The 15,368-nt window shown below is 62.9% G+C and carries 18 protein-coding genes and 1 other RNA gene; 6 read left to right on the forward strand and 13 right to left on the reverse strand.

Annotated elements, in window-relative coordinates; all coding sequences use genetic code 11:
- Positions 1-4 precede the first annotated feature (4 nt).
- From ACIOAU_RS09935 to ACIOAU_RS09960, 6 genes are all read right to left on the reverse strand, one after another.
- Positions 5-1,006, reverse strand: coding sequence for an extracellular solute-binding protein (locus ACIOAU_RS09935; RefSeq protein WP_401181658.1), 1,002 nt, complete (start codon positions 1,004-1,006; stop codon positions 5-7).
- An 87-nt stretch (positions 1,007-1,093) separates the two neighbouring features.
- Positions 1,094-2,317: a 2-octaprenyl-3-methyl-6-methoxy-1,4-benzoquinol hydroxylase gene (locus ACIOAU_RS09940; protein WP_401181661.1), complete on the reverse strand. Its 1,224-nt coding sequence runs from the start codon at positions 2,315-2,317 to the stop codon at positions 1,094-1,096.
- Between the two features lie 3 nt (positions 2,318-2,320).
- Positions 2,321-2,803 carry a DUF4442 domain-containing protein gene (locus tag ACIOAU_RS09945; protein ID WP_312388185.1) on the reverse strand — a complete coding sequence of 161 codons (483 nt, stop codon included), beginning with the start codon at positions 2,801-2,803 and terminating at the stop codon, positions 2,321-2,323.
- Complete coding sequence (gene ubiH, locus ACIOAU_RS09950) at positions 2,800-3,999, reverse strand: 2-octaprenyl-6-methoxyphenyl hydroxylase (protein ID WP_312388183.1); 1,200 nt, start codon at positions 3,997-3,999, stop codon at positions 2,800-2,802. The genes ACIOAU_RS09945 and ubiH overlap by 4 nt, the downstream gene beginning before the upstream one ends.
- The gene (pepP, locus tag ACIOAU_RS09955; protein WP_150570424.1) at positions 3,996-5,330 is read right to left on the reverse strand and encodes a Xaa-Pro aminopeptidase; all 1,335 of its coding nucleotides are present in this window, start codon (positions 5,328-5,330) and stop codon (positions 3,996-3,998) included. Before pepP ends, ubiH begins: the two co-directional genes overlap by 4 nt.
- 20 nt (positions 5,331-5,350) lie before the next feature.
- On the reverse strand, positions 5,351-5,905 hold the full coding sequence (locus tag ACIOAU_RS09960; RefSeq protein ID WP_101315275.1) for a YecA family protein: 555 nt from the start codon (positions 5,903-5,905) through the stop codon (positions 5,351-5,353).
- Positions 5,906-6,058: 153 nt separating this feature from the next.
- Between ACIOAU_RS09960 and ACIOAU_RS09965 the strand changes: the two genes are divergently transcribed.
- The 4 genes from ACIOAU_RS09965 to ACIOAU_RS09980 all read left to right on the forward strand — a co-directional run bounded on the left by ACIOAU_RS09965 (position 6,059) and on the right by ACIOAU_RS09980 (position 7,468).
- The gene (locus tag ACIOAU_RS09965) at positions 6,059-6,268 is read left to right on the forward strand and encodes a TIGR02449 family protein (RefSeq protein WP_101315273.1); all 210 of its coding nucleotides are present in this window, start codon (positions 6,059-6,061) and stop codon (positions 6,266-6,268) included.
- Positions 6,265-6,582 (forward strand): cell division protein ZapA, encoded by a 318-nt coding sequence (locus ACIOAU_RS09970; RefSeq protein ID WP_101315271.1) that lies wholly within the window; start codon positions 6,265-6,267, stop codon positions 6,580-6,582. The genes ACIOAU_RS09965 and ACIOAU_RS09970 overlap by 4 nt, the downstream gene beginning before the upstream one ends.
- 17 nt (positions 6,583-6,599) lie before the next feature.
- Positions 6,600-6,779: non-coding RNA, 6S RNA (gene ssrS, locus ACIOAU_RS09975), on the forward strand.
- 80 nt (positions 6,780-6,859) lie between these two features.
- Positions 6,860-7,468, forward strand: a complete 609-nt coding sequence (locus ACIOAU_RS09980) for a 5-formyltetrahydrofolate cyclo-ligase (RefSeq protein ID WP_401181668.1) — start codon at positions 6,860-6,862, stop codon at positions 7,466-7,468.
- Between the two features lie 13 nt (positions 7,469-7,481).
- Here the strand turns inward: ACIOAU_RS09980 and ACIOAU_RS09985 are convergent, their stop codons facing one another.
- Positions 7,482-7,631, reverse strand: a complete 150-nt coding sequence (locus tag ACIOAU_RS09985) for a hypothetical protein (protein WP_178080737.1) — start codon at positions 7,629-7,631, stop codon at positions 7,482-7,484.
- Between the two features lie 173 nt (positions 7,632-7,804).
- Between ACIOAU_RS09985 and ACIOAU_RS09990 the strand changes: the two genes are divergently transcribed.
- The gene (locus tag ACIOAU_RS09990) at positions 7,805-8,257 is read left to right on the forward strand and encodes an EVE domain-containing protein (protein WP_101315267.1); all 453 of its coding nucleotides are present in this window, start codon (positions 7,805-7,807) and stop codon (positions 8,255-8,257) included.
- 39 nt (positions 8,258-8,296) lie between these two features.
- Here the strand turns inward: ACIOAU_RS09990 and ACIOAU_RS09995 are convergent, their stop codons facing one another.
- Positions 8,297-8,701, reverse strand: a complete 405-nt coding sequence (locus ACIOAU_RS09995; protein WP_101315265.1) for a flagellar basal body-associated protein FliL — start codon at positions 8,699-8,701, stop codon at positions 8,297-8,299.
- Positions 8,702-8,859: 158 nt separating this feature from the next.
- On the opposite strand from ACIOAU_RS09995, the gene ACIOAU_RS10000 reads away from it, so the two are divergent.
- Entirely contained in the window at positions 8,860-9,837 is a 978-nt protein-coding gene (locus tag ACIOAU_RS10000; RefSeq protein ID WP_101315263.1) for an NADPH:quinone oxidoreductase family protein, read from the forward strand.
- An 18-nt stretch (positions 9,838-9,855) separates the two neighbouring features.
- On the opposite strand, the gene ACIOAU_RS10005 is transcribed toward ACIOAU_RS10000, so the two are convergent.
- The 5 genes from ACIOAU_RS10005 to trxA all read right to left on the reverse strand — a co-directional run bounded on the left by ACIOAU_RS10005 (position 9,856) and on the right by trxA (position 15,212).
- Positions 9,856-10,506: a gamma-glutamylcyclotransferase gene (locus ACIOAU_RS10005; RefSeq protein ID WP_101315261.1), complete on the reverse strand. Its 651-nt coding sequence runs from the start codon at positions 10,504-10,506 to the stop codon at positions 9,856-9,858.
- 243 nt (positions 10,507-10,749) lie between these two features.
- Complete coding sequence (locus tag ACIOAU_RS10010; RefSeq protein WP_401181674.1) at positions 10,750-11,718, reverse strand: CDP-6-deoxy-delta-3,4-glucoseen reductase; 969 nt, start codon at positions 11,716-11,718, stop codon at positions 10,750-10,752.
- Positions 11,718-13,184: a 4-hydroxy-3-polyprenylbenzoate decarboxylase gene (ubiD, locus tag ACIOAU_RS10015; protein WP_101315257.1), complete on the reverse strand. Its 1,467-nt coding sequence runs from the start codon at positions 13,182-13,184 to the stop codon at positions 11,718-11,720. Before ubiD ends, ACIOAU_RS10010 begins: the two co-directional genes overlap by 1 nt.
- A gap of 209 nt (positions 13,185-13,393) precedes the next feature.
- Positions 13,394-14,653 carry a transcription termination factor Rho gene (gene rho, locus ACIOAU_RS10020; RefSeq protein WP_101315255.1) on the reverse strand — a complete coding sequence of 420 codons (1,260 nt, stop codon included), beginning with the start codon at positions 14,651-14,653 and terminating at the stop codon, positions 13,394-13,396.
- A gap of 229 nt (positions 14,654-14,882) precedes the next feature.
- Positions 14,883-15,212 (reverse strand): thioredoxin TrxA, encoded by a 330-nt coding sequence (gene trxA, locus ACIOAU_RS10025; RefSeq protein ID WP_101315253.1) that lies wholly within the window; start codon positions 15,210-15,212, stop codon positions 14,883-14,885.
- Between the last annotated feature and the right edge of the window lie 156 nt (positions 15,213-15,368).

Genomic DNA, 15,368 nt, shown 5'->3' on the forward strand with positions numbered 1-15,368 from the left:
GCGCTTAGTTCCAGCCAGCCCGATCCATCAGGCGAATCGCCTCTGCCTGGCGCTTGCCGGCCACTTCCACCGGCAGGCTGTCGGCCTTGAACGTGCCCCAGGCGGCCACTTCAGCCGATGGCTTGACCTGTGGGTTGGCCGGGAACTCCTGGTTGATGTCGGCAAACAGCTTTTGCGCTTCTTCGCCGGTCATCCACTCCACCAGTTTTTTCGCCGCTTCCGGGTGCGGCGCATGCTTGGTCAGGCCGATGCCCGAGAGGTTGATGTGCACGCCACGGTCACCCTGATTCGGCCAGAACAGCTTGATCGGCAGATCGGGCTGCTGCTTGTGCAGGCGGCCGTAGTAGTAGGTGTTGACCACGCCCACGTCGCACTGGCCGGCTTCGATGGCCTGTAGCACAGCGGTGTCATCGGAGAACACGTCAGTGGACAGGTTGCCGACCCAGCCCTTGATGATCTCCTCGGTCTTGGCCTCGCCGTGAGTCTCGATCATGGTCGCGGTCAGCGACTGGTTGTAGACCTTTTTCGCAGTGCGCAGGCACAGGCGCCCTTCCCACTGCTTGTCGGCCAGCGCCTCGTAGGTGCTCAGCTCGCTCGGTTTGACCCGCTCGGTGGAGTAGACGATGGTCCGCGCACGCAGGCTCAGACCGGTCCAGTCATGGGACTTGGCGCGGTACTGAGGGGGGATGTTGGCGTCGATGACGTCCGACTTGATCGGCTGCAAAATGCCCATCTGCTCGGCCTGCCAGAGGTTGCCGGCATCCACGGTCAGCAGCAGGTCAGCCACGCCGTTCTGGCCCTCGGCCTTGATGCGCTGCATCAGCGGCGCTTCCTTGTCGGTGATGAACTTGATCTTGACCCCGGTCTTGGCCGTGTAGGCGTCGAATACCGGTTTGATCAGCTCATCGATGCGCGAGGAGTACACCACCACTTCGTCCGCCGCCTGCACAGTGCCGCCGAACAGGGTCAGGGCCAGGGCGGCCAGTAGGTGCTTGCGTGGCAACATCGGGTATTCCTCGCGGGTGATTGAGCTGCGAATGGTAGTGAATACCATTAAGCAGCTCACCCGCTGAGCAGTTACCAGATGTTGCAGTCAGGGCCGGGCCAATTCCGGCAGATCGCCAGACAAGCCCAGCGCCTGCCGCACGAACAGCGCCTTGGCCTCAGGCAACTGCTCGACCAGCTTCAAACCACTGTTGCGCAGCCAGCGCATCGGCAACGGATTGGCCTGGAACAGCCGCTCGAAGCCCTCCATGGCCGCCATCAGCGCCAGGTTGTGCGGCATGCGCCGGCGCTCGTAGCGGCTCAGTACCTTCACATCCGCCAACCGCTCGCCGCGCTCGCAGGCCCGTACCAGTTCTTCGGCCAATACGGCGGCATCAAGAAAGCCCAGGTTGACGCCTTGCCCGGCCAGCGGGTGAATCACGTGGGCGGCATCGCCGATCAATGCCAGACCTTCAGCCACATAGCGCTTGGCGTGGCGCTGGCGCAGCGGCACGCAGACCCGAGGGTCAACCTCAAGGACCTGACCCAGACGCCCCTCAAAGGCGCGCTGGAGTGCCTCGGCGAAGGCGGCATCATCATGCCTCATCAGTTGCTCGGCCTGCTCTGGGGTAGTCGACCAGACGATCGAGCACCACTGCTGGCCGCCATCACGCGCCAGCGGCAGAAAGGCCAGCGGCCCCTCGTCGGTGAAGCGCTGCCAGGCGGTGGCCTGGTGCGCCTCGCTGCAGCGCACGCTGGTGACGATGGCCTGGTGCAGGTAATCCCACTCGCGGGTCTCGCAGCCGGTCAGGTGGCGCACCGCCGAGTTGGCGCCATCGGCAGCGATGACCAGTGGCGCGCGCAGGCGACGGCCATCGGCCAGGGTCAGCAGCCACTCATCACCGGAGCGGCGCATCTGCTCCAGGCGGGCATTGGCCAGCAGGCCGATGTCGCTGTCGAGCAAGCGCTCCAGCAGGCCGTCCTGGACTACCCGGTTTTCGACGATGTGGCCCAGCAGGTCGGCGTGCACACTGGCCGCCGAGAAGTGGATCTGGCCGGTGCCGCTGCCGTCCCACACGTGCATGTCGGTGTACGGCGACAAGCGCCGGGCGACGATGCCATCCCAAGCGCCGAGGCGCTCGAGGATGCGCTGGCTGGCTGCCGACAAGGCACTGACCCGCGGCTCGAACGCGGCTTGCTGGTCAAACGGCTTGACCGACAATGGGCCGCCGTCGAGCAGGACAACTTGCAGGCCGCTGTGGCGCAATGCCAGGGCCAGGGCGCTGCCGACCATACCGGCACCGACAATCAGTACATCTGCGCGCGTTTCCATGCCTTACGCCTGCCTCACTTGCGGCTTGAGCCGTACATAAAGAGTTTTATCGACCCGCGCCACCAGTTCACCGGCACTGTCGCGGATGTCGACCTGCAGCCGCGGCAGGTACTTCTTGCCGCTGGCGGTCTGCTGGCGAATCTCGGCCAGCAGCGCGTCATCGACGTTGAACTCGGCATACACCGGGCCTTTGCCCGGCGAGATGAAATCGATGCTGGCGGCTTTGTCCCAGACAATGTACTCGCTGCCCAGACGCTCGATCAGCAACAGCATGTAGAACGGGTCGACCATCGAATACAGGCTGCCGCCGAACTGGGTGCCGACGTAGTTGCGGTTCCAGCGGGTGAGCTTCATGCACACTTTGATGTGGCTCATGTCGGGGCTGATCTGCTGCACCCGAATACCAGCACCCAGGTACGGCGGGTAGATATTCAGCAACCAGCGCAGCATGCGGGCCTTGCGCGCCAGCCGACGCGAATCGCTCACAGGCGGCCCCGCAGATCGCTGCGGGTGCCCAGGCCCATCGCCTGGCGGGCGAACCAGCGCTTGGCCGGTGGCAACAGATCAAGGCCAAGCAAACCCAGGTTGCGTCCGGTGGCCAGCAACGGCTGGCTGCTGCCGAACATCCGCGTGACCTGATCGGAGAAGCCGATGGTCAGGCTCTGGTCGAGTTGCTGCCGCTGCTGATAGGTCTGCAGGGTCGCCAGGTCGCCGGGGTGCTGCGGGCCGGCCAGCAAGCCTTCAGCCAGCGCCTGCACATCGCGTAGCGACAGGTTGAAGCCCTGCCCGGCAATCGGGTGCAGGCTGTGCGCGGCATTGCCGAGGACCACCAGATGCGGGCGCACCTGCTCGCTGGCAGCCACCAGCGCCAGCGGGTACAGATGCCGCGCGCCAACCTGGCGCAGTGCGCCGAGGCGGAAGCCAAAGACCTGCTGCAGCTCGGCGAGGAAGTTGCGCTCATCGATCTCGGCCAGGCGCTTGGCGTCCATCCCCTGGCGGGTCCAGACCAGCGCGCAGCGGTTGTCCGGCAATGGCAGCAAAGCCATAGGCCCCTGTTCGGTAAAGCGCTCGAAGGCCTGACCGCCGTGGGCCTCACCGGGGGTGATATTGGCGATCAAGGCACTCTGCTGATAAGGCCGGCGCTGCACATGGATGCCCAACTGCTCGCGCAAGCCCGAGCGACCACCGTCAGCCAGCACAGCCAGGTCACACTCAAGGCTGGTGTCGTCATCCAGCTGCAAGCGGTAACCGCCTTCGATCGGCTGCATCGCCTTTACCTCGGCCGGGCATCGCCAGCTCACCACTTCCGGGTCCAGGCCCTGCCACAGGCACTGGCCGAGCCAGGCGTTTTCCACCACATAGCCCAGCGCCGGCACGCCTTCTTCGCTGGCGTCCAGGCGGGTGGCGCCAAAGCGACCGCGGTCGGACACGTGAATCTGCAGAATCGGCTCGGCGCGCTGGCTGATGGCCGGCCACAGGCCCAACTGCTGGTAGATCTGCCGGGTGCCGAACGACAACGCCGACGAGCGCGCATCGTAGCTTGGCTGAAACGCATCGCCAGGGGCGAACGGCTCGATCAGCAGGATTTTCCAGCCACGCGCCTTGGCCCCAGCCTGCAGCGCCAGCGCCAGGCTGGCGCCGACCAGGCCGCCGCCGATGATTGCCAGGTTGACCCGGCTCATGCCGCCTGCTCGCGGGCAGCGGCCATCAGCGCCTCGATCTCGGCAACCGTCCGCGGCACGCCGGAGGTAAGAATTTCACAGCCCTGCCTGGTAACCACCACGTCGTCCTCGATCCTGATGCCGATACCGCGCCACTTCTTGGCCACGGCCTGATTGTCGGCGCCGATGTAAATGCCGGGTTCGACGGTCAGCGCCATGCCCACTTCGAGCACCCGCCACTGGCCGCCGACCTTGTACTCGCCGACATCGTGCACATCCATGCCCAGCCAGTGCCCGGCGCGGTGCATGTAGAACGCGCGGTAGGCCTCGCTGTCGATCAGCGCCTGCACTTCGCCCTTGAGCAAGCCCAGCCGCACCAGCCCTGCGGTAATCACCCGCACCGTCGCCTCATGGGCGTGGTTCCAGTGCTTGCCTGGGGCGATCTCGGCAAAGGCCGCAGCCTGGGCTTCGAGCACCAGCTCGTAGATGGCTTTCTGCTCAGCAGAAAAACGCCCGCTGACCGGGAACGTGCGGGTGATGTCGCTGGCATAACAGTCGATTTCACAGCCGGCATCGATCAGCACCAGGTCGCCGTCCTTGAGCACGGCGTCGTTCTGCTGATAGTGCAGGATGCAGCCATTACGCCCAGCAGCGACGATCGAGCCATAGGCCGGCATCTTCGCCCCGCCCTTGCGAAACTCGTAATCGAGCTCGGCCTCCAGGCTGTATTCGTAAAGCCCCGCCCGGCAGGCCTGCATCGCCCGCACATGGGCCCGTGCAGAAATCGCCGCAGCGGCGCGCATGACCTTCACTTCTGCTGCCGATTTATACAGGCGCATGTCGTGCAGCAGATGATCCAGCGCAACGAACTCGTTGGGCGGCTGCGCACCGAGACGGGCCTTGGAGCGAATCAGGTTGATCCAGTCCATCAAGCGCCGGTCGAACTCAGGGTTGCTGCCCATCGCCGTGTACACCCGCTCGCGGCCTTCGATCAGGCCCGGCAGGATCTCGTCGATGTCGGTAATCGGAAATGCATCGTCCGCGCCATACTCGCGCAGGGCACCTTCCTGACCGGCACGCAAGCCGTCCCACAGCTCGCGCTCCGGGTTGCGTTCACGGCAGAACAGCACGTATTCGCCATGCTCGCGACCGGGGATCAGAACAATGACCGCCTCAGGCTCGGGAAAGCCGCTGAGGTACTGGAAGTCGCTGTCCTGACGGTACACGTGCTCGACATCACGGTTGCGAATGGCAACCGCAGCGGCGGGCAGGATGGCGATGCTGTTGGGGACCATCTGCGCCATCAGCGCCTTGCGCCGACGGGCATACTCGGCCTTGGGTATGTGGCTCATGGGCAGACGACCCCGATTGATCAGTGCAGCGATGGCTTGGGGGCAGGCGCAACTGGCGCGGCCAGCTCGGTGAACAGCAGCAGCGGCGCGACGCGCAGGTACTCGGTGACCTCCATGTAGTCGCTCTCGCCGTCCTCGGATTCTTCCAGGGCGTCTTGCACCTGCGAAATCGCCACCAGGTCCTGCAGCACTTCCTTGGCTTCGGTGGACAGGTCCTTGCCACCGGCGTTCAAGCCGAAGCCGGCGATGAAGCCCTGGCACCATTCGCCAAGGGCGGCGGCACGTTCGGTCAGCGGTTGTTCATCACCCGGCAGCAACAGCACCAGAGCGACGTCATCGCCGGTGAGTTCGGCCTTGACCATCTCCTGCAGGCCGATCAGGGCGTTGCGCACAGAGTCGTTCGGTTCGACCTCGAGGGCGTTGGCGGCGTCGGCCAACCAGGCCTCGGCATCGAAGCCTGCGCCGGCGCAGCTGCGGCCAATCAACAGGCCGTGCAGCTCGGCGGGGGAGACAGGGTGGCCATTGCTCGAGAGCAATGCGGCGAAAGCGGTGTACGGCGATTGAGTATTAGGCATGGGCTGCTAGGCGCCAGACGGCGCAATGTCTAGAATGAAGACCTTGTATCCTAGCACCGGCAGGCGCGCCAAGACCATCGGCACTGGCCGCCCAAGGCCCGGCACCGGCATCATGGCCAGGCCGTAAACGATGGAGCGAAACGAGTGCCCCCCATGCAAGACAACGACCTGCAAGCGCTGATGAGCCGTTTCGAGCTGCTGATCGAGCGCGTCGAGCAACTTAAACGGCAAAATGCACTCCTATTAGCGCAGGAAACTTCCTGGCGCGAAGAGCGCGCCCACCTCATTGAAAAAAATGAGATCGCAAGGCGTAAGGTCGAATCCATGATCTTGCGGCTCAAGGCCCTGGAGCAAGACTCATGAGTTCAAGCAATAGCGTCACCGTACAGATCCTCGACAAAGACTACTCGATCATCTGCCCGCCCGAAGAGCGCAGCAACCTGGTCAGCGCCGCGCGCTATCTGGATGGCAAGATGCGCGAGATCCGCAGCAGCGGCAAAGTCATCGGCGCCGATCGCATTGCGGTGATGGCGGCCTTGAACATTACCCACGAAATGCTCCACCGCCAGGAAACCCCTGAAGTGGCCAGCGGCGGTACTACCCGTGAGCAGGTGCGTGACCTGCTCGAGCGCGTCGACAGCGCATTGGCCGACGACACGGGTACCAAAAACGGCTGAGATCGGTATACTGGCGTCACTCCCTGGGAGATGCGCCAGTCGGTTATGTCCCTGAGCCGATACGCACAACCACGGGGGTTGCACGCTGGGGCCGGTGTGCATGTCCGCCCGACGGAAAGCCTTAACGCCCCCTGCAATCTCCACCTTGAACTTTCGGGTTCAAGGGCTACGCCGATAGCGGTCTTATCGGGGAGCCTGAATTCTGCATTGCTCGCCTGCTCTGGCGGGCAACTGGTCTGGCCGCCACGGCGGCCGACACCTCCGGGACCTCTGTGCCATGACCGACACCGCGCCCCTCACCCGCCCGCAACTTCGTCGCCAGCTGCGTAACGCACGCCGCGCCCTTACGCCTGCACAACAGCGTCAGGCGTCTCGCGGCCTGTACCGTCAGCTGGCCCAGCATCCGTTATTCCGCCGCGCCCGCCACATTGCCCTGTACCTGCCCAATGACGGCGAGATCGACCCGCGCCTGCTGCTGCGCGAGGGCCATCGGCGCGGCAAGCGGATCTACCTGCCGGTGCTGCACGCCTGGCCGGCCACACGCATGGTGTTTCAGCGTTACGACCAGGGTGAGGTGCTCAAGCCCAATCGCTTTCGCATCCCGGAGCCGGTAATCGAGCGCAAGCGGCAACGGCCAATCTGGGCGCTGGACTTGGTCCTGCTGCCGTTGGTCGGGTTTGACGAAGTGGGTGGCCGCTTGGGCATGGGGGGCGGGTTCTATGACCGCAGCCTGGCCTATCAGAGCCGGCGCAAGACCTGGAAGAAACCGCTGCTGCTGGGCCTGGCGCATGAATGCCAGAAGGTCGAGCGTCTGGCGCAGGCCAGTTGGGATGTACCGCTGCAAGGCACGGTCTCGGACCGCCACTGGTACCTGGCGCGCAATTGAGCGCGCAATGACTTCAGCGCTGCTGTGGCGCTTGCTCGACGGGGGTCTGGTAGGCGACGTCCATCTTTCGCTCCAGCAAACTCTGCGCATAACCGGTAGTAACGACCCCAAGACCGAAGATAAAGGCCAGGATCCACAGCAGGTCCGGTTTGCGTTTGTTCATTGATTGCCCCCTGGCAACTGATTCGGGCTTGCCAGCTTTTTCAGTGCTGACTGAGCATAGTGCTTAAAATCGGCGCATTTTCCGCCAACCGGAGCCGACACGCAAACGTTGACGTCAACCGGCTGTCGGTTTCATGCAACTAGTTATTTCAGACTTTGTCAGGAGCAGCGTCCATGGCCTATTGGCTGATGAAATCCGAACCGGACGAATTGTCCATCGATGACCTCAAACGCCTCGGCGAAGCGCGCTGGGACGGGGTGCGCAACTACCAGGCGCGCAATTTCCTCAGGGCCATGGCGGTTGGCGACGAGTTTTTCTTCTATCACTCAAGCTGCCCGCAGCCGGGCATTGCCGGTATTGCCAAAATTGTTGCAGCGGCGTACCCCGACCCTACGGCACTTGACCCGCAGAGTCACTACCACGATGCCAAGGCCAGCGCCGACAAGAACCCCTGGAGCGCCGTCGATGTCGCCCATGTGCGCACCTTCAAGCCTTTGCTCGGGCTGGGTTTGCTCAAGCAGCAGGCAGCTCTGGAGGAGATGCCGCTGGTGCAAAAAGGCACGCGCCTGTCGGTGATGCCGGTGACCTTGAAGCAGTGGGCTGCGATCCTGACCTTGGCCAAGTAGTGGCAAGCAGAGGGGGCTGCTTTGCAGCCCCGGTTGGCTTTACTGCACGATCAGGTTGTTGAACAGCAGGTCCTCGACGATCGGCTTGCCTTCCTCGTTCTCCATCACCTGCTGTACCTGCTTCAAGGCTTCCTGACGCAGGCGCTCCTTGGCCTCGACGTTACTCATGCTGTCCACGGTCTGCTGGGTGAACAGCGCCACCAGCTGATTACGAATCAGCGGCTCGTGGTGCTTGACCGCCGCCGCAGCGGCATCGCCGGTCACGCGCAGGGCCACGTCAGCCTTGTACACGCGCAGCTTGCTGTTGCCATCCAGTGCGTAGTTGCCGACAAAGGGCGGGCTCAGGCTGATATAGGCAACCTTCGGCGCGCCTTCTGCGGCTTCCTCGGCCATCGCCGCCATTGGCAGCATCAGCGCCATAACCATCAAGATCCACGCTTTCACGAATTCGCTCCTCACATACAGTTGGCGCCAGCTTACCCAGCACGTCGCGCAAACCCAAGCCCGGGCTTATGCCGGGCCATCAGGGCCGAGCATGCTCGTTGACCGGGCAAGCAGTCCTCCTACACTTATCGGCCATCACCTGCAAAGGAATAGCCCCGATGAAAGCCGTGTTGTGCAAAACCCTGGGCCCGGCGCGCGATCTTGTGCTTGCAGACGTCGCCAGCCCCCAGCCGAAGATCAACGAGGTCCTGCTCGACGTGCACGCCGCCGGGGTCAACTTCCCTGACACGCTGATCATCGAAGGCAAATACCAGTTCCAGCCACCGCTGCCGTTCTCGCCGGGTGGCGAAGCGGCCGGGGTGGTTGCGGCGGTGGGCGCCAAGGCCGGCGCGTTCGAGGTGGGCCAGCGGGTCATGGCGCTGACCGGCTGGGGCGCGTTTGCCGAGCAGGTCGCGGTGCCCTACTACAACGTGCTGCCAATCCCCGACAGCATGGACTTCACCACCGCCGCCGCGCTGGGCATGACCTACGGCACTTCGCTGCACGCACTGCGCCAGCGGGCCAACCTGCAGCCTGGAGAAACCCTGTTGGTGCTGGGCGCTTCCGGTGGCGTCGGCCTGGCCGCCGTGGAGATCGGCAAAGCCATGGGTGCCAAGGTGATCGCCGCAGCCAGCAGCGCCGACAAGCTGGCGGTAGCCAAGGCTGCCGGTGCAGATGAGCTGATCGACTACAGCACAAGCTCGCTCAAGGATGAAATCAAGCGCCTGACCGGCGGCCAGGGCGTCGACGTGATCTACGACCCGGTCGGCGGCGAGCTGTTCGACCAGGCGGTGCGCGGCCTGGCCTGGAACGGCCGGCTGCTGGTGGTGGGCTTTGCCAGCGGCGTGATCCCACAACTGCCGGTCAATCTGGCGCTGCTCAAGGGCGCGGCGGTAGTGGGAGTGTTCTGGGGTGCATTTGCCCAGCGTCAGCCACAGGACAACGCCGCCAACTTCCGTCAACTGTTCGCCTGGCACGCCGAGGGCAAGATCAAACCACTGGTATCGAAAACCTACCCACTGGCCGAAGCCGGCAGCGCCATAGAGCAACTGGCGCAGCGCAAGGCGGTGGGCAAGCTGGTGGTGCAGACCCGTTGAACGAAGCCTGCGCGGGGGTCAAACCTCGCGCAGGTTATGGCAGCGGCGAAAACGCGCTTCCAGATTGCGATCAGGCATCTGGTGGCTGCGCAGCGCGTTCAAGGTCTGCTCGACATAATCGCGGGTGGTGCCGAAGCGCCCGCTGGCGCTGGCCAGGATCTGGCTCAGCAGCCCATCCGGCAGGTCGCCGGCGTAACACGGCAAGTGCCGCTCCAGCACGAAACCCAAGGCTTGCACCTTGCTGCCATTGTCGAGCCGGCAGGTCAGCCAGTGCGGGCGATAGGCCGGGTACGGCATCTCCCGTTGCCACAGGGCCATCAGCGAGTCATCCAGATTGCTGTCGTCCAGCCGGTAGGCAAAGCCGCTGCACGAGCCGCCGCGATCCAGGCCAAACACCAGCCCCGGGCACTCGGGTGTGCCGCGATGCTCATGCGACCACAGGTACAGCCCGCGATGATAACCGTGCACGCGCGCACGCTGACGTTCGACCGAGTTGCACTCCGGCCGCCAGATCAGCGAACCATAGGCAAACAACCACACTGGCCCGCCACGGTGACGCGACATGGTCGACTGCATAGAAACTGACAGTTGCTCGCGCGTGAGTTGCTGACCAAAGTCCAGCGACGGCGGATAGGAAACTTTCCAGGATAGACTTTCAAGTGCCGACATAAGCTGCCGCCATTATTCCCCGAGAACTTACAATGAGCGCCACTGTAACTCACTGGCGCTGCGCTGGACTTACCGTACGGCAGAAAGGCACCGTATTACAAGCCCTGACGCAGGCAGGAGCAGCCGCAACATGGGTACTGCAGGCGAATGTGCAGTGCTGTTGCGAGTATAGATAAAGTTATTGGCAAGGGCGGTAAGACTTACCGCCTTATAATCAAGTCGAACAACTTTGGTTATTAGCGATCAACCACGCGGGGCGTAGGCAAATACATCTGCGCGCATGCGATGGGCGTCCATACCGGCTTCGACCAGAGCATCCAGCGTGGCATAGACCATGTTGGGCGAGCCGCTGGCGTACACGTGAACGTCATTGAGGTCAGCGATATCTTCGCAAACCGCCTCGTGGAGCATGCCGCAGCGCCCTTCCCAACCACACATGTCGCTGACCACCTTGTGCAGGAACAGGTTGGGCAAGCGCTGCCACTCGTCCCAGTGCTCGAGCGAGTAGAAGTCCTCAGGGCGACGCACGCCCCAGTACAGGTGCACCGGGTGCTTGAAGCCGTTGGCCCGGCAGTGCTCGATCAGGCTGTGCATCTGGCCCATGCCGGTGCCGGCGGCGATCAACACCAGCGGCCCATCCGGCAGCTCGGCCAGGTGGGTGTCGCCAAACGGCATCTGAATACGCGCCAGGCCGTCGCGCTGCAATTGCTCAATCAATGCCACCGAGCTGGGCTCGCGAGCCAGTACGTGCAGCTCCAGATCCCGCCCGGCATGCGGTGCCGAGGCCAGCGAGAAGGCAGCCTTGTCGGCGCCATCGCGCTCGATCATCAGGTATTGGCCGGCGTGGTAGCGCAGTGGCTTGCCGGCCGGGGCACGCAGGCGCACGCGCCAGACATCACCGCCAACCTCGATGCACTCGCTGACCGTGCAGGCCAGCGTGCGCAGCGGCAGCTCGCCCAGGGCCAGAACGCCGTCCCAGAGAAGCACGCAGTCTTCCAGCGGCTCGGCAATGCAGGTGAACAGCTCGCCGTGATCGCGCACTTCACCGTCCTGGCGCACGCGGCCTTCGACCAGCAGCGCCGCGCAGACATGGCAGTTGCCATTGCGACAGCTGCTCGGGCAGTCATAGCCCAGGCGCCGCGCACCATCAAGAATCCTTTCACCAGGCTCCAGCGCCAGTACCGCCCCGGAGGGCTGCAACGTTACCTGCATCAATCTATTCCCAACTGATCCCACAGCTCATCGATACGGCGGGTGACGGCATCGTCCTTGACGATGACCCGGCCCCATTCGCGTGTTGTCTCGCCCGGCCACTTGTGTGTGGCGTCCAGGCCCATCTTCGAGCCAAGCCCCGACACCGGTGAGGCAAAATCCAGGTAGTCGATCGGCGTGTTGTCGATCATCACCGTATCACGCTTGGGGTCCATGCGCGTGGTGACGGCCCAGATCACGTCGTTCCAGTCGCGGGCGTTGATATCGTCGTCGGTGACAATAACGAACTTGGTGTACATGAACTGTCGCAGGAACGACCACACACCGAGCATTACCCGCTTGGCATGGCCTGGGTACTGCTTCTTGATGGTCACCACCGCCATACGGTACGAGCAGCCTTCCGGCGGCAGGTAGAAGTCGGTGATCTCCGGGAACTGCTTCTGCAGGATCGGCACGAACACTTCGTTCAGGGCCACACCCAGAATCGCCGGCTCATCCGGTGGCCGGCCGGTATAGGTGCTGTGATAGATCGGATTACGCCGATGGGTGATGCGCTCGATGGTGAACACCGGGAAGCTGTCGACTTCGTTGTAGTAGCCGGTGTGATCGCCATACGGGCCTTCCGGGGCCATCTCGCCAGGGTGGATAACCCCTTCAAGGATGATTTCCGCCGTGGCCGGCACCTGCAGGTCGCTGCCGCGGCACTTGACCAGCTCGGTACGGTTACCGCGTAGCAGGCCGGCAAAGGCGTACTCGGACAAGGTATCCGGCACCGGCGTGACCGCGCCAAGGATGGTCGCCGGGTCGGCGCCGAGCGCCACCGCCACCGGGAATGGCTGGCCCGGGTGCTTCTCGCACCACTCGCGATAGTCCAGCGCGCCGCCTCGATGGCTCAACCAGCGCATGATGACTTTGTTGCGGCCGATCACCTGCTGGCGATAGATGCCCAGGTTCTGCCGCTCTTTGTTCGGCCCGCGGGTGACGGTCAGGCCCCAGGTAATCAGCGGCGCAACGTCGCCCGGCCAGCAATGCTGAATCGGCAGCTGGCTGAGGTCGACGTCGTCGCCCTCGATCACCACCTCATGGCACACCGCGTCCTTGACCACCTTGGGCGCCATCGACACGACTTTCTTGAAGATCGGCAGCTTCGACCAGGCATCCTTGAGACCCTTGGGCGGCTCGGGCTCCTTGAGGAAGGCCAGCAGCTTGCCGATCTCGCGCAGCTCTGCAACCGACTCGGCGCCCATGCCCATGGCGACCCGCTCCGGTGTGCCGAACAGGTTGCCCAGCACCGGGATGTCGAAACCGACAGGCTTTTCGAACAGCAACGCCGGGCCCTTGGCACGCAAGGTGCGATCGCAGACTTCGGTCATTTCCAGGACGGGTGAAATCGGAACCTGGATGCGCTTGAGTTCGCCGCGCTGCTCCAGGCCACGGATAAAGTCGCGCAAATCGCGATACTGCATGCGTAAGCCTCGTGTTGGCCGTATCGGTCGGGGTGCAGAGTGTAGCGCCGATCAGGCTTTTGTAGGATGCCAAAATGACTTGGGGCCGCTGCGCAGCCCTTCGCGGGTAAACCCGCTCCCACAAGGTTCGATGTAATCCCTGTGGGAGCGGGTTTATCCGCGAAGGGGCGCGCAGCGGCCCCAAATCTTCAGCGTATTAAGCGCGAAGCTTACTTGCGCTTCATCGACAGGAAGAACTCGTCGTTGGTCTTGGTCTGCTTGAGCTTGTCGATCAAGAACTCGATAGCGGCGATCTCGTCCATCGGGTGCAGCAGCTTGCGCAGGATCCACATGCGCTGCAGCTCGTCATCAGCAGTCAGCAGCTCTTCACGACGCGTGCCCGACTTGTTGATGTTGATGGCCGGAAACACACGTTTCTCGGCGATACGACGGTCCAAAGGCAGTTCCATGTTACCGGTACCTTTGAACTCTTCGTAGATCACTTCATCCATCTTCGAGCCGGTTTCAACCAGCGCGGTAGCGATGATGGTCAGCGAGCCGCCTTCTTCGATGTTACGCGCAGCACCGAAGAAGCGCTTTGGCTTCTCGAGCGCATGGGCATCGACACCACCGGTCAGGACCTTGCCGGAGCTCGGGATGACGGTGTTGTAGGCACGGGCCAGACGGGTGATCGAGTCGAGCAGGATGACCACGTCTTTCTTGTGCTCAACCAGGCGCTTGGCCTTTTCGATGACCATTTCGGCAACCTGCACGTGGCGGGTTGGCGGCTCGTCGAAGGTCGAAGCAACCACTTCGCCGCGCACGGTGCGTTGCATCTCGGTAACTTCTTCCGGGCGCTCGTCGATCAGCAGAACGATCAGGTGGCACTCGGGATTGTTGCGGGTGATGTTGGCAGCGATGTTCTGCAGCATGATCGTCTTGCCCGCTTTTGGCGGAGCGACGATCAGGCCACGCTGGCCCTTGCCGATCGGCGCGCACAGGTCGATCACACGCCCGGTCAAGTCCTCGGTGGAGCCGTTGCCGGCTTCCATCTTCAGGCGCTTGTTGGGGAACAACGGCGTCAGGTTCTCGAAGAGGATCTTGTTCTTCGCGTTTTCTGGACGGTCGTAGTTGATCGTGTCGACCTTGAGCAGCGCGAAGTAACGCTCCCCTTCCTTTGGCGGGCGAATCTTGCCAACGATGGTGTCACCGGTACGCAGGTTGAAGCGACGGATCTGGCTGGGCGAGACGTAGATATCGTCAGGGCCGGCCAGGTAGGACGCATCAGCCGACCGCAGGAAACCGAAACCATCCTGGAGAATCTCCAGCACGCCGTCACCCGAGATCTCTTCGCCGCTCTTAGCGTGTTTTTTCAACAGGGCGAAAATCACGTCCTGCTTGCGCGAACGGGCCATGTTTTCAATGCCCATCTGTTCGGCCATTTCTAGCAGATCAGTAATCGGCTTTTGCTTGAGTTCAGTCAGGTTCATAAGGGGAGTGGACGTAATCATGTAAGAAGGGAGAATTAAGCTTCTGGCTTAATGAAGCCGCGCCGCAAGAAGGCGACAGGATCGCGTACTGATTCGAATTGGGATGCTTCGGCGACGGCGTGCAGGGGGCACTTGAAGAAACAGTGCGAGGCCGAATGTAACACTTGCTTTTTTGCGCGTCTAGGGTTCGCAAAAAGAAAAGCCCCGGATTTACCGGGGCCTTTTCACATCACAGGTTGGCGTCGATGAACGCAGCCAGTTGTGATTTCGACAGCGCACCGACCTTGGTTGCCTCGACGTTACCGTTCTTGAACAGCATCAGCGTCGGGATGCCACGCACGCCGTGCTTGGCCGGGGTTTCCTGGTTGTCGTCGATATTCAGCTTGGCGACGGTCAGTTTACCCTCGTAGGTAGTGGCGATGTCGTCCAGGACTGGAGCGATCATCTTGCATGGGCCGCACCATTCAGCCCAGTAATCGACCAGCACCGGGCCTTCTGCCTTCAGGACTTCAGCCTCGAAGGTGGCGTCGGTGACATGTTTGATCAGGTCGTTGCTCATGGATATCTCCAGGTGGAAAGCAAAATCGTGGCCCATCATAGCTGCACCGGCTGGCTACAGGAAGTCGCGGACGATTGAGTGTAACTATAGTGGAGCAAGACACCCCGCATCGAAACTGTCACACAGGTGTCATACGATCCGTGCGCACCTTGCTTT

The organism is Pseudomonas sp. NPDC088322 (assembly GCF_044740745.1).
Lineage (GTDB): Bacteria > Pseudomonadota > Gammaproteobacteria > Pseudomonadales > Pseudomonadaceae > Aquipseudomonas > Aquipseudomonas shirazensis.